This is a genomic window from Lacticaseibacillus thailandensis DSM 22698 = JCM 13996 (genome assembly GCF_001312865.1).
In the GTDB taxonomy this organism is placed as follows: domain Bacteria; phylum Bacillota; class Bacilli; order Lactobacillales; family Lactobacillaceae; genus Lacticaseibacillus; species Lacticaseibacillus thailandensis.
On sequence record NZ_BBER01000001.1, the window covers coordinates 368,790 to 382,688 of the forward strand.

Consider the following 13,899-nt stretch of genomic DNA (forward strand, 5'->3'; position numbering starts at 1 on the left):
CGCTACTGAGCGGCTTTTTTTTAATTGCTTGGCGGGGTGAAAAACCATTGTCGTGATACTGATGGTTTGCAGTCGGTAGTGGCAATTTAGTGTGTTACTCAGACGACGGTTCTACCGAAGCTACCTGGATTTACGGTATACTGGGTGCTAGGAGGGAGGCTACCGGCATGCTGAATGACTACTTGATCCAGTTTTTTTGATCACCATGCGCGTCGGCCCTTGTCAGTCCTGAGTTTATTGACGGGGAAGAAGACGATTTCGACGTTGTACGCGGCTCTGGTCAGCAACCAATTGCAGTGGTTAAACCTGATGCCCACGTTACGACGGGACGACTTTTTACGCTCCGTGGCGCGGTTGCAGGCGGCTGGATGGCTGCGGGCAGTCGGCCCCGATGTGGAGATAACGGTAACGGGCGCGCGGCAGCAGGTGGCCAGTGCGCACCACCACCCCTTGCCGAGCCACTACGATTTTCGGCTAAATGTCACCGAGTTTGCTGACCGGCTTTTCTTGGCCGTACAGGTGGTTTCGGAGGCCAGCTTCGACAATAATACATACGTGCCCGTCAGTTCCGAGTGGTCCGTGCAGCGGGCCATCAAGCGGTGGTACCGCCAGTATGGCCACGATTATCAGGCGGTGGTGACGGAGTTGACCGACGCTTTCGCCGCCATGGCGCCGGCGCAAGCTGACTTTTTGGCTGCCCGGTTAGTAGGTCACGACTTTGCGGGGAGTGCTGAATTAACGAGTGATGAATGGGGGTGGCAGTTACTAGATGCTGTGGGCACCCTGATTCACGTGCTACACCGTCAGCCAGATCACTTTCCTTTGTTAACTGCATTGTGGGGCGGGCCCATTAATCCGCTCCCGGCACTAGGTCAAAAGAGTTTGGAATTAGTCAACCAAGGGCTGGATATTCCCACGGTCGCCCGCCGGTTGCGGCGCAAGGACAGTACCATTAATGAACATATTCAGGCGGCTGCCATTTGGGGACTACCCGTGAATACGCACGTGTTACTGCCGGAGGCGTTGGCCCAACAATTGGTGTCTGCCTGGGCTGGCGGTGCGCACGATTACCGGCAACTGCAAGCGCTGGTCCCAGACGCGTCATTTCTACAAGTTCGGTTAGCGCAGGTCGCTTGTGTACGGAGGGAGCAGGGTCATGGTGATTGACGAGCAACAAATTAATGCAGCGTTACAGCAGCTCGGCTTTGCTACATTTCGTCCGGGTCAGCGTGAAATTATTACAAACGTTTTGGCGGGGCACAACGTTTTGGGTGTGTTGCCCACGGGTAGTGGCAAAACGTTGTGTTACCAACTGCCGGGCCGGCTGCTTGGTGGTCTGACGATTGTCTCGAGTCGTTGCTGGCGTTAATGCGTGACCAAGTCGCCCGGCTACAGGCGGCGGGTGAGCGCCGCGTGGTAGCATTAAACTCGACGCTGGATTCCCGAGACTTTAACGAGATACTCCGTGATTTAGACCGGTTCCGCTTCTTATTTATTGCACCCGAGATGTTGCAACGTCCTGACGTCGTGCAACGGTTACGTAACCTGGCTGTGAGTTTGTTTGTGGTCGATGAGGCGCACTGTATCTCCCAGTGGGGCCCGGATTTTCGCCCGGCCTACTTGCGTTTAGGTGACGTGATCGCGCGGGTGCAGCCCGCTGCGGTCTTGGCGCTGACAGCTACGGCCCCACGGCAGGTGCAGGCGGACATTTTGGCCCAGTTACGGATTCCAAACGCGCGGACCTACATTGGTTCGGTGAACCGGCCCAACCTATTCTTAGGGGTCGAGCAAGTCTTGCGGCCACAAGCAAAGGTGGCCCGGTTAATTGAGCTGCTGGATGCGGTCCACGGCCCTACTTTGGTCTACTGCGGTACCAAACGGCAGACGGAGGAACTAGCCGCGCAGATCACCAAGACGACCGGTTACCACGCGGCGTTCTACCATGCCGGGCTGGATGCTCACAGCCGGACGTTGCGTGAACGGCAATTCATTCAGGGTGATTTGGACGTGTTATGCGCCACCAGTGCTTTTGGTATGGGGGTCGATAAACCTAACGTGCGGTTAGTTGTACACATGTTCGTGCCGGAATCTCTGGAGGACTATTCGCAGGCCATTGGCCGTGCGGGCCGGGATGGCCGACGCAGCGTGACGGAATTGCTACTGACACCTGCGGACCTGGCGACGGCACGGCAGCACGTTGAGGCTATGCCCGACCGGGACACCATTGCCAGTGTGTACGCGCACCCGCAGGCCTTCATGAGGATGGACGACGCGCAGGTCCAGTTGATTTTGTCTTATCAGCACCTCGGCTTTACGGCTGAGCAAGTGTGGGCGCAGCTACAGGCCCGCAAAACGGAAAGCGTGGCTGGGTTTAGCGCTATGATTGCGTTTATTGATGACCAGCACTGTCACCGTAGCGTGTGGTTACGGCACTTTGATAGCCCCAGCGTTGCGCACGATGACGAGTGGTGTTGTGGGTCCGTCACGCCGGCAGTGATTGACGCGATGGGCCAGGCACCTGTAACTGCGTCCTTATCGCGGCCTGCACCGCAGGGATGGCGGGCAGTATTTAGTGAGATTTTTAACGTTGAGTCCCAGGCGCAAGAATAAACTGTGGTAAAATGACAATAGCAGTAAGAGAAAGAGGAGGCGGTGACCGTGGCCCAGACACCCAAGGATAAGCACGATAACCAGCAAAACCAACCCCAAGAACCATGGAACACCAAGTTTGACGACGATTTAGACGACGAGGGTAACTACTCACGGGTAAAAAAAACGCCGTCGTAGTCATGGTAACTCCGTCTTGACGTGGTCAATCACGGTGGGTTTGATTGTTATTCTACTGGTGCCGATCATTTGGATGGCGGTCGATAAGCGGATGCAAAATTCGGCGGATTCGCAGGACTCGACTAGTTTGTCCGTATCGTCGAGTACCAAGGCGCGCAGTCGGAGTGAAGCCAAGGCCGCGAGTTCGTCCCGGGCGAGCAGCCAGGCAGCCGCTAAGAAGAGCAGTAGTGCCAAGCAGGCGAGCATAGCTAAAGCGCGGTCGGCCAAGTCCAGTAGTAAAGCTGCCGCGGCAAGTAGCCGGGCAGCTACCAGTGCCTCTAGTACTAGTACCGCGCAGAGTAGCAGTAGTAGTGCTAGTTCGAGTTCCAGCAGTTCTAGCAGCGCGGCGGGTACTTATACCGTTCAGGCTGGCGATAACCTTTACCGCATTGCCACCAACCACGGCATGACGTTGTCGCAGATTCAGGCGTTGAACGGCATGGGTTCTAGTACCTCCGTCACGCCGGGTCAGGTGCTGAAAGTCAAGTAGTCAAATCAATGAGTGGCGTTGCTGGGCTGTGGCCGTGTGCCCCGGCCCATTTCTATGGGTATTTTTTTTAACTTTAAAGGAGAATGTAAGTACAAATGCAGATTGCAATCGACGGTCCGGCAAGTGCCGGCAAGAGCACCATCGCGAAGTTAGTGGCGACCAAGCTAGGCTATATTTATTGTGACACGGGGGCGATGTACCGCACGGTTACGCTGATGGCTTTGCGTAACGGCATCGATGTCCACGATGCTGCAGCGATTACGGCGCGCTTACCGCAGTTACGGATCGACTTTAAGCCAACTGCCACCGGTCAGCAGGTCTTGATGAATGGTGAGGACGTTTCGCTGGCCATTCGCCAAGAAGATGTGACTAATAACGCTAGCGCCGTGGCCGCAATTCCGGCAGTGCGGGCGGACCTGACACAACGCCAACGGGATATTGCCGCTGCGGGCAACATCGTCATGGATGGCCGGGATATCGGGACGACGGTGCTACCGCACGCAGAACTCAAAGTGTTCATGGTCGCGAGCGTGGCTGAACGGGCGCGTCGACGCTTTCTGGACAACCAGGCTAAGGGGATTGACGTGCCAGTGTCAGTGCTTGAAGAAGAAATTGCGGCTCGGGATCACAAGGACTCAACCCGGGCAACGTCACCGTTGAAGCAGGCTGAGGATGCGGTACGTATCGACACGACCCACATGTCGATTGACGCGGTGGTAGCCGAAATATTGCGCTTACATGATGAACGCTTGGGGCAAAAAGCCGGTGAACAGTCCGGGTCCCCAAAATAAATTACAATAATTAAAAAAAACTATCCCTGAAAAGTTGGCAAAAGTGCTGCGTATCATGTATACTGGCATTTGATGATAGTCGTTAAGGAGGATTTTTTTTGGCATGAGTGAAAACAGCGTAAACCCAGAAACCATGGCGGACGCTCTGAACAGCGTTCAAACGGTCAATGTTGGTGATACCGTTAAGGGTGAAGTTCTGGCAATTGAGGACAAGCAGTTAACGGTGGGCATCCAAGGTACCGGCGTGGAAGGGGTTGTGCCACTTAAAGAATTAAGTACCCAGCCAATCGAAGATATCCACGATGTTGCCAAGGTCGGCGACGTGATGGATCTGGTTATTATTAGCAAGATTGGTAAGGATAAGGAAAACGGGCAGTTCCTGCTTTCCAAGCGCCGCCTCGAATCGAAGAAGGTTTGGGACGAATTGAAGGCCAAGTCGGACGCCGGCGAGACCATTACTGCACCTGTCACCTCTGTAGTTAAGGGTGGCTTGGTTGTTAACGCAGGTGTGCGTGGCTTTGTACCAGCATCGATGGTTGCTGATCACTTTGTCGAAGACTCAAGCAGTACCAAGGTCAGGAACTGGAGTTCAAGATCATTGAGATCGAACCACTGGACAACCGCTTGATCTTGTCGCACCGTGCCGTTTTGGAAGCGCAGAAGGCCGAAGCCCGCAAGGAAATCTTTGCGAAGATTCAGCCTGGTGATGTGCTTGACGGTAAGGTTGCACGTTTGACTAACTTTGGTGCCTTTGTTGACTTGGGCGGGGTCGATGGTCTGGTTCACGTTTCGCAGATTTCCTTTGACCACGTTGACAAGCCTAGTGATGTGCTGAAGGTCGGTCAGGACGTTAAGGTTAAGGTATTGAACCTGGATCCAGATCGCAATCGGATCAGCCTGTCCATCAAGGCCACGTTGCCTGAACCATGGGATGGTATTGAAGAAAAGGCTCCAGTTGATTCTGTATTGACTGGTACTGTGCGTCGTCTGACTAACTTTGGTGCCTTCGTTGAAGTATTCCCTGGTGTTGAGGGTCTAGTTCACATTTCCCAGATTTCTCACGAACACATCGGTACTCCAGCTGACGTGCTAAAGGAAGGCCAAGAAGTGCAGGTCAAGGTACTTTCTGTTGACCCATCCGCACACCGTCTGGGCTTGTCCATCAAGGCCCTGACTGAAGCCCCAGAAGGTGCTCACGAAGAGGAGCGTGGTAACAACCGTCCTCGTCGTAACAACAACGGTGGCAACAACCGCGGTCGTCGTGGCGGTAATGGTGGTCGGACGAACATTCCGGCTGAATACCAGCAGGATGACTCTGGCTTCTCCCTGGGTGACATCTTAGGTGATGCTCTTAAGGATGCTGGTAAGGACAACGACAACAAGTAGTCTTAACTAGGTTATTAGTGATACGTAAACGTTGGGCCAACGGCTCAGCGTTTTTTTGATAGGAGGACAACATGAGTATTCCCACACTAGCAATTGTTGGGCGCCCCAACGTGGGTAAATCAACGATTTTTAATCGCATCGTGGGTACCAGGCAGGCCATTGTTGAGGATACCCCTGGTGTCACGCGTGACCGGCTATACGGGCGCGCAACGTGGTTGACCCGGGAGTTTGCCGTCATCGACACCGGTGGGATCGACATGGGCGATGAGCCGCTGGTGCAGCAGATTACCCAGCAGGCGGAGATTGCCATTGATGAAGCTGACGTTATTCTGTTCCTGGTGAACGTTGAGAACGGGGTTACGGACGCTGATGAGCGTGTGGCGCAGATTTTGTACCGTGCGGATAAACCGGTGGTGCTGGCCGTGAACAAAGTCGATAACGCCGAACGGCGCAATGACATCTTCGATTTCTACAGCTTGGGGTTTGGTGAGCCACTACCGCTGTCGGGAACCCACGGGTTGGGCCTGGGTGACGTTTTGGATGCCGTCATGAAAGCCTTCCCTGAGGATCAGGCAGAGGCTGAGGATGATAGTATCAAGTTTTCATTGATTGGGCGGCCGAACGTCGGCAAATCTTCCCTGGTCAACGCTATTTTGGGCGAAAACCGGGTGATTGTTTCCAATATTGAGGGAACCACGCGGGATGCCATTGACACCCACTTTGAAGCGCTAGGTAATGAGTTTACGATGATTGACACTGCGGGTCTGCGTAAACGGGGCAAAGTGTACGAAAACACCGAAAAGTACGCCGTTTTGCGGGCTATGCGGGCCATCGACCGGTCGGACGTGGTCCTGATGGTGCTCAACGCCGAAGAGGGCATTCGCGAACAGGACAAGCGGGTCGCGGGATATGCCCACGAAGCTGGCCGCGGGATCGTCATCGTGGTGAACAAGTGGGACACACTGGACAAGGATCAGCACACCATGCAGGACTTTGAGAATCATGTGCGTGATCAGTTCCAGTACCTGGATTATGCGCCCATCGTGTTTGTGTCCGCCAAGACCAAGCAGCGGCTGGACCAACTGCCGCGCTTGATTATGCAGGTCGCAGAAAACCAGTCGCGGCGGATCCAAAGTAGTGTGCTGAACGATGTGCTCGATGAAGCCATTACGGTCACGCCGACCCCAACCATTAACGGGAAACGGCTGCGGATCTACTACATGACTCAGGTGGCCATCAAGCCGCCAACATTTATCGTCTTTGTCAATGACGTGGACCTGCTTCATTTTTCCTATCAGCGGTTTATCATTAACCGGCTACGGGAGACCTTCGATTTCGACGGGACGCCAATTCATTTAATTGCCCGGAGACGGCAATAACACCGGGTTGACGGCGGTAGTCGCGATATTGTGAAAAATTTTATGACCAGCGTGTTAAATATACTGATTTTTTTGGCTAAAAACACGAAAACGCTTGGCATAAAGCCTTTTCCATGCTATATTTACGTGTGAAATAGTGTTGCTTAGGTGCTCATTATTTCCTCATTCTTAAACCACTAATATGGTGGATTTTGTGGTTAGAATAACTAACTGCATCACGGAGGTGAAATACACATGGCAAACAAAGCAGAACTTATCGACAGCGTTGCATCCGCAACTGGCTTGACTAAGAAGGACGCTACGGCCGCTGTTGACGCAGTGTTCGGTTCTATCCAGGATAGTCTGGCTAAGGGCGAAAAGGTCCAGCTGATTGGTTTCGGTAACTTTGAGGTCCGCGCACGTGCTGCCCGCAAGGGTCGTAACCCGCAGACTGGCGCTGAAATCCAGATTCCTGCATCCAAGGTACCAGCATTTAAGCCTGGTAAGGCCTTGAAGGACGCCGTTAAGTAATTAACGGAGATGCAATAGTACTTAGAACGGCTGAGCCCAAAGCGATTTGGACTCGGCTTTTCTTTTGGCGAGAGCCGTACCCCGCGGGTGGAAAGCAATTGCAGCACAGCACTGCTTCAACCCGTACCACCAGGCTCAGATCAGTAACGAATGAGGAGGATAATAATGAGTGATAGCTATTCAGCACAAATGTTAGACGCAATTGAGGGCGGCCAGTTGGATCGGGCGCACCACTTGTTCAAGTTGGCACGGAAACACGATGACGACGAAACGCGCTTTAATCTAGCTGAGGAATTGTATGGTATCGGGTTTACACCTGAGGCCAAACAACTGTACACGGACCTCCTCACAAAGTATCCCGATGAGGGTGACGTGTTGACCGCGTTGGCTGACATTGCGGTGGCTGACGGTGATAACGACGCGGCCTTAAACTACCTAGACCGGGTCAAGCCAGACAATCCCGCCTACGTACAGGCATTATTGGCCGTGGCCGATTTGTACCAAACGCAAGGCTTGTATGAAGTGAGTGCCCAAAAGTTGCACGAAGCCGCCCAGTTGGCGCCGGATGAACCGGTGATCACCTTTGCTCAGGGAGAGCTGAACCGAGCCTGGGGTCACACGCAAGATGCCGCCGCTGCTTACCTGCGTTTGCTCGACCAGGGCGAAGAGTTGATTGCTGGAGTGAACGTCCGCGGACGTTACGGGGAAGCGTTAGGCAACTTGGGTCGGTACGAGGACGCCGTGGCTGTATTTGACGACGTGGGGATCGACGCGTTAACGTTGGATGAGACGTTCCAACTCGGCGTGATGGACATTGAGTTGAAGGAATACAAAGACGCGGTGGATGCGCTCCAACGCGTTGTTGGCCAGGACGAGACGTATACTAGTGCGTACCTGCCCCTAGCTCAGGCCCAGCAGGCTGCGGGCAACACCAGTGGTGCGTTACAAACCGTTCAGGCCGGGGTCGCCCAGGACGATACCAACGCCGATTTATACGCGCTGGGTGGCACCTTAGCCCTGGACTTGGAGGACACTGAGACCGGCGAACGGTACCTGCAAGCGGCCTTAAAGATCGACCCCAACAACCAGGCACACCGGTTGGATTGGAGTAACTTCTTGTTACATGAGGGTCGGCACGAAGAGAACGTTGAATTTCTCGGCGCCCTGGATGCGGACGGCAACAGTGATCCACAGCTCTACTGGAACCTGGCGCGTTCGCAGGAGCAATTGGAACGTTACGACGAGGCGCGGGCTAACTACCTGTTGGCGTTTAGTACCTTTCAGGATCGCCCCGCATTCCTGCGGGACATTGCCCAGTTCTTTCGGACAACGGCGGCTGCGGCCGAAGAGCGGGCAGCCTTACAGCGGCTCGTGCAGCTGGAGCCCGACGATGTCGACGCACAGGAGCGGTTGGACGTTTTAAATGATTCGGATACGCAGGCTTAGTTTGCGCGCAGTTACATTGCGCAAACGCAAAGATGAAATGAATGATTAACGGAGGTAGGTAACTCATGCAGGTTGATTTAAGTAACCCACAATTTCAGGCGGCCATCCCAATTCTACAGCGTATTGAGGATGCGGGGTTTGAGGCTTACTTTGTGGGTGGCTGTGTGCGTGATGCCCTGTTAGGGTTACCGATTCATGACGTGGATATTGCGACTTCTGCCTATCCGGCTGAAGTCAAGGGGATTTTTCGGCGTACCGTCGACACGGGCATCCAGCACGGGACCGTGACGGTGCTCGACCATGGCGCGGGCTATGAAGTCACCACTTTCCGAACGGAGTCGGGCTACCAGGATTTTCGGCGTCCGGACAGCGTGCAGTTTGTGCGGTCCCTCAAGGAGGACCAGTTACGGCGGGACTTTACCGTCAACGCGTTGGCTGCACGGCACGACGGCACCGTCATCGATAATTTTAACGGGTTGGCCGATCTACATGACCACGTGTTGCGCGCCGTCGGCAACCCCGATGACCGCTTTGGTGAAGACGCCTTGCGCATGATGCGGGCGGTGCGGTTTGAAAGCCAGCTCGGGTTTACCTTGGAACCAGCCACGGCCCAGGGCATCAGTGACAACGCGCCGTTGCTACAGCACATTGCGGTGGAGCGCATTGCGACGGAATTTACGCGCTTGCTACTGGGAATTGACCGGCGCGCGGGTTTGCGCACCCTGATTGACTCCGGTCTGTACCAGTATTGCCCCCAGTTTGCGGCGGCGGGACCAGCGTTGGCCCAACTGGCGGCACTGCCCGCTAGTCAGTGGCCTAACGCCGCGGTCGCTTGGACGCTCTTGGTGGTCACCTTGGGTGTTGCGCCGCGCAAGTTTTTGCGGGCGTGGAAGCAGTCGAACGACCTGATTGAAGCGGTGCAAGCGGCAACATCCATGTGGCCAGCGCTAGGCGGCACGGTGCCCGATAACTGGACGTTGTATGCTGCTGGTACGCGTGGTGTTACGGTCGCCCTAACGGCGTATGGGTGTGCCCACCCCGATCGTGACGTGACGGCCATTCGTGCTGCCTATGATGGACTTAGTATTCATCACAAAGATGAGTTGGCGTTGAGCGGCAGTGATTTGATTGCGGCGGGCATGCAGCCTGGCCGCGCGATGGGCCAAGCGTTACGGCGAGCGGAACGAGCGTGGTGACCGGGACGGTAGCCAACACGCGTACGGCCTTGTTGGCCTACGTGCAGGCCGCGGACCAAGCAGATTAGTGAGAGGGGTAAGTATTAGTGCAAACATTAACCGCCACCGATATTAGTAAGGCGTATGGCGACAAACAGTTACTACAAAACGTTAATTTTTTTGATCAATGAGGGTACCCGTATTGGCCTAATTGGGGTCAACGGTACGGGCAAAACTACCCTGTTGGCGGGCTTAGCCGGCACCGCACCATTTGATGCGGGGTCCGTCGACACCCCCAAGAATTACCGGATTGCCTATCTGGCCCAGCAGCCAGCACTGCCTCAAGGTGACACGATTATGGATGCAGTGTACGGCGGTGACGCCCCCGTCTTTGCGGCCATTCGTGAATACGAGGCCGCGCTGGCGGCGTACGGTGATGCGCCGATGAGCGATGCGGTACAGGAACGCTACACCAAGCCATGGCCAAGATGGACCAGACTAATGGGTGGGATGCCGAGACCGAGATTAAGACGATCTTGACGCAATTACACCTGGATGATTTGAGTCAGAAAATCGGCACGCTCTCCGGTGGCCAGGCTAAGCGGGTCGGCCTCGCCCAGGTGTTGATCGAGCAGCCCGACCTCTTGATGCTGGATGAACCGACGAACCACCTCGACTTTGATTCCGTAGCCTGGCTGGAAAAGTATCTGGCGGCTTACAAGGGTGCGCTACTGGTCGTGACCCATGATCGGTACTTCCTGGACCGCGTCGCCAACCAGATTTGGGAACTCGACCGCGGGCACTTGCAGGCGTTTACTGGTAACTATCAAGATTATGTTGCCCAAAAGGCTGAGCAGAATGAACGCGAAGACGCCATGGCGCACAAGCAACAGCAACTCTATAAACACGAGTTGGCCTGGATGCGCGAGGGCGCCCATGCCCGCACGACGAAACAAAATGCGCGGGTCAACCGCTTCAAGGACATGAGTAACGGTCAGCAGGAGCGGCCGACCGCTAAGGTTGATATTGACATCAGCTCCCAACGGCTGGGCAAAAAGGTGATCGAGATGTCCGGGGCCAACCTACGCTTAGGTGGGCACGTGATTCTGGACGACTTTAACTGGCTAGTGCAACCCGGTAAGCGCATCGGTATCACGGGCGCCAATGGAGCCGGTAAGTCCACGCTGTTGAACGTGCTTACCGGTCAAATTCCGCTAGATAGCGGAACCTTGGATATTGGCGAGACCGTCAAGTTCAGTTATTACCGGCAGCAGATGCCACCAATGGACGGGAATGAACGGGTCATTAGTTACCTTCAGGCTGTCGGTGAAGGGGTGACCAACAATCGCGGTGAGCACCAGAGCGTGACGCAATTATTGGATGCCTTTCTGTTTCCGCGCGCCATGCACGGTGAGCGGATCGACCGGTTGTCTGGTGGCGAACTCCGGCGGTTATACCTGTTACAAGTGTTGATGCAGCAACCCAACGTGCTGTTACTGGACGAACCAACTAATGATTTGGATATTGCGACGCTGACCGTCCTGGAAGACTATCTCGATAGTTTTCCGGGTACGGTAATCACCGTGTCCCATGACCGGTACTTTCTGGATAAAGTGGCGGAGCAGCTGTTCATCTTTGGCGGTGAGGGACACATCGAGCGTGCCGTGGGGCGGTTCACCGATTACCTGCGGCGGCAGCAGGAACAAGCAAATGCTGCCACCCCCGCCACGAAGAGCACGGACCAGCCGCGCAAGCGCGAGTCTACGACGACCAGTGCCCCAACGGCCAAGAAGAAGGTCAAGCTCACTTACGCGGAGCAAAAGGAGTACGAGGGCTTGATGCCACAAATTGATGCCCTAGACCAACAAATTAGTGATCTGCAGGCCGCTATGGCCGCAACGGATGGCTATGACTACCAGACGTTGGCGGGTCAGCAACGACGGTTGGATGAATTGAACGCTCAGGAAGACCAGCTGATGGAACGGTATTTAGCACTCGATGAGTATGTAGACGATTAAGAATAGCCCAAAAATGCAGGTCGCATCTGTCAGAACGGATGCGACCTGCATTTTTGATTGGGTGCGGTAAGTGGTTAAACGAACAGATAAATGGACACGAACATGAGTGCGGAGCCCACCATGACAAAGACGTGCCACACCACGTGGATATAGGGGATGCTACGGCGGGTATAGATCAAGGCCCCTACCGTGTAGGCCACGCCACCAGCCACCAGCAACCAGAAGCCGATCACGCCGAGGTGTTCCCACAATGGTACCATCGCGATCAGGCACAACCAGCCGAGCAGCACGTAGATAGCCACTTCAATTTTGTGTAGTCGCTTGCTGGCCGCCAGGCAGTCTAATAGGATGCCAGTCAGGCACAAGGCCCAAATGGTGATGAGCAAGCCCACACCAAGTGGCCCCCCGATGGCTACCAGGCAGTAGGGTAAGTAGGACCCGGCAATCAGTACGTAAATGCTGGAGTGGTCTAGTGCCTGAAACACTTTGCGTGCCCGCGTAAAGTACAACGCGTGAAACAGCGTGGAGGACGTGTACAGCACGATGAGGCAATCCCAAAGCCGGCAAACGACCAGATACGGGTCCAATCACCGGTTGGTACGGCCCGCACAAGCAGAAGGACCAGGGCGGTAATGGCCAACGCAATGCCAACACCGTGGGTAACGGCGCTCCACACTTCATTTTTGATTAAGTAGCGGCGAGACTTTAAACGGTTAGCGGTCATTTGCATTCATCTACCCCCAAGGTTAACTGGTTCCCATAACTACATCCTAGCGGGTTGCGACTTCAAAGTCAACTACAGCTAGTTTTGAAAACTATTTAATCTATGCTAGATTTTAGCCCCTGGTTTCGGTATACTGACATGGTACAAACTAAGCAAAGACCAGAAAGAGTGGCGTACAGATGACCAATATCAAAATTGTGGCCGATTCTTCGGTGCAGATGACTCCCGAAGAAATCGCTCAGTATCAGGTAACCATTATCCCGCTGACCGTGATGATCGACGGCACCGTTTATACTGATGGAGAAACCATTACGCGTGATGAGTTTGTGAACAAGATGTTCACGGCCAAGGACCTACCGCAGACCAGCCAGCCGGCGATTGGGTCGTTCGTGGAGAAGTACGAGCAGCTCACGGCGGATGGAAGCCAGGTCATTTCAATCCACTTGGCGGAGAGCCTGAGCGGGACGGTGAACGCAGCGCGCCAGGCTGCCGAAATGGTGGATGGTGACGTGACGGTGATTGATTCCGGTCTGACCGACCGCGCAATGGCGTTTCAAGTCATTGAGGCGGCGAAACTGGCGGCCCAAGGTGCTGATGTGGATACCATTGTGGCCCGGTGCAAGACCGTTGAGGACCACACAACCTTACGGATGGGCGTCGTCAATTTGACCAACCTCGTTAAGGGTGGTCGTCTATCCCGGGCGGCGGGCATGATTACGTCGGTTTTGAACATCAAGATTGCGTTGACCATGGAACATGGTGAGCTGGGCATCCTGAAAAAGGGCCGGGGCATGAAGACCATTAAGCGGTTTGTGGACGACGTGGTGCAAACGATGAGTCAAAAACCGGGCATCAAGTCAATCGGGGTCTCGTACGTTGATGAGACGTCAGGGGCTGATGCTATTGCTGAACAAATTCGGGCGGCGGTGCCCGGGGTTGACGTCTTGGTACGCCGGACGGGCCCCATTGTCGCTACCCACGCCGGCAAAGGCGCCTTTGCGATTATGTATTACGAAGATTAAATTGCGCAGCTAATGCGTGAAGAGGGTCGTTCCGTTGAGGAATGGCTTTTTTTTCGCGTGTTAAGACTGGGGACAAGAAAATTCTTAAACCAGCAGGTGACCACTGAGCCAGGGGCCATTTTGTGCTACCAT

General features: G+C 54.7%; 11 protein-coding genes and 3 pseudogenes. 13 read left to right on the forward strand and 1 reads right to left on the reverse strand.

Going from position 1 to position 13,899, the window contains the following annotated elements:
* The first annotated feature begins 219 nt into the window (after positions 1-219).
* The 12 genes and pseudogenes from JCM13996_RS10285 to JCM13996_RS01900 all read left to right on the forward strand — a co-directional run bounded on the left by JCM13996_RS10285 (position 220) and on the right by JCM13996_RS01900 (position 12,021).
* Positions 220-1,167, forward strand: a complete 948-nt coding sequence (locus JCM13996_RS10285; RefSeq protein ID WP_156321811.1) for a helix-turn-helix domain-containing protein — start codon at positions 220-222, stop codon at positions 1,165-1,167.
* Positions 1,157-1,369: a DEAD/DEAH box helicase gene (locus JCM13996_RS12200; RefSeq protein ID WP_263848834.1), complete on the forward strand. Its 213-nt coding sequence runs from the start codon at positions 1,157-1,159 to the stop codon at positions 1,367-1,369. Before JCM13996_RS10285 ends, JCM13996_RS12200 begins: the two co-directional genes overlap by 11 nt.
* Positions 1,369-2,610 (forward strand): RecQ family ATP-dependent DNA helicase, encoded by a 1,242-nt coding sequence (locus JCM13996_RS01860; protein ID WP_263848835.1) that lies wholly within the window; start codon positions 1,369-1,371, stop codon positions 2,608-2,610. Before JCM13996_RS12200 ends, JCM13996_RS01860 begins: the two co-directional genes overlap by 1 nt.
* Positions 2,611-2,658: 48 nt before the next feature.
* The gene (locus tag JCM13996_RS12205; protein WP_263848836.1) at positions 2,659-2,787 is read left to right on the forward strand and encodes a hypothetical protein; all 129 of its coding nucleotides are present in this window, start codon (positions 2,659-2,661) and stop codon (positions 2,785-2,787) included.
* Between the two features lie 34 nt (positions 2,788-2,821).
* Positions 2,822-3,316 carry a LysM peptidoglycan-binding domain-containing protein gene (locus tag JCM13996_RS01865; RefSeq protein ID WP_162205155.1) on the forward strand — a complete coding sequence of 165 codons (495 nt, stop codon included), beginning with the start codon at positions 2,822-2,824 and terminating at the stop codon, positions 3,314-3,316.
* A 95-nt stretch (positions 3,317-3,411) separates the two neighbouring features.
* Positions 3,412-4,107: a (d)CMP kinase gene (gene cmk / locus JCM13996_RS01870; protein WP_054749380.1), complete on the forward strand. Its 696-nt coding sequence runs from the start codon at positions 3,412-3,414 to the stop codon at positions 4,105-4,107.
* Positions 4,108-4,210: 103 nt separating this feature from the next.
* Positions 4,211-5,493 (forward strand): annotated as a pseudogene (gene rpsA, locus JCM13996_RS01875) (30S ribosomal protein S1).
* A 71-nt stretch (positions 5,494-5,564) separates the two neighbouring features.
* On the forward strand, positions 5,565-6,872 hold the full coding sequence (der, locus tag JCM13996_RS01880) for a ribosome biogenesis GTPase Der (protein ID WP_054749381.1): 1,308 nt from the start codon (positions 5,565-5,567) through the stop codon (positions 6,870-6,872).
* A 234-nt stretch (positions 6,873-7,106) separates the two neighbouring features.
* Positions 7,107-7,382 carry a non-specific DNA-binding protein Hbs gene (gene hbs, locus JCM13996_RS01885; RefSeq protein ID WP_054749382.1) on the forward strand — a complete coding sequence of 92 codons (276 nt, stop codon included), beginning with the start codon at positions 7,107-7,109 and terminating at the stop codon, positions 7,380-7,382.
* Between the two features lie 165 nt (positions 7,383-7,547).
* Positions 7,548-8,828, forward strand: a complete 1,281-nt coding sequence (locus tag JCM13996_RS01890) for a tetratricopeptide repeat protein (protein WP_054749383.1) — start codon at positions 7,548-7,550, stop codon at positions 8,826-8,828.
* A 65-nt stretch (positions 8,829-8,893) separates the two neighbouring features.
* Positions 8,894-10,024, forward strand: coding sequence for a CCA tRNA nucleotidyltransferase (locus tag JCM13996_RS01895; RefSeq protein WP_082383752.1), 1,131 nt, complete (start codon positions 8,894-8,896; stop codon positions 10,022-10,024).
* A gap of 86 nt (positions 10,025-10,110) precedes the next feature.
* Positions 10,111-12,021 (forward strand): annotated as a pseudogene (locus JCM13996_RS01900) (ABC-F family ATP-binding cassette domain-containing protein).
* Between the two features lie 74 nt (positions 12,022-12,095).
* Here JCM13996_RS01900 and trhA read toward each other — a convergent pair.
* Positions 12,096-12,745 (reverse strand): annotated as a pseudogene (gene trhA, locus JCM13996_RS01905) (PAQR family membrane homeostasis protein TrhA).
* A gap of 179 nt (positions 12,746-12,924) precedes the next feature.
* Here trhA and JCM13996_RS01910 point away from each other — a divergent pair.
* Positions 12,925-13,767, forward strand: a complete 843-nt coding sequence (locus tag JCM13996_RS01910; RefSeq protein WP_054749384.1) for a DegV family protein — start codon at positions 12,925-12,927, stop codon at positions 13,765-13,767.
* The last annotated feature ends 132 nt before the right edge of the window (positions 13,768-13,899 follow it).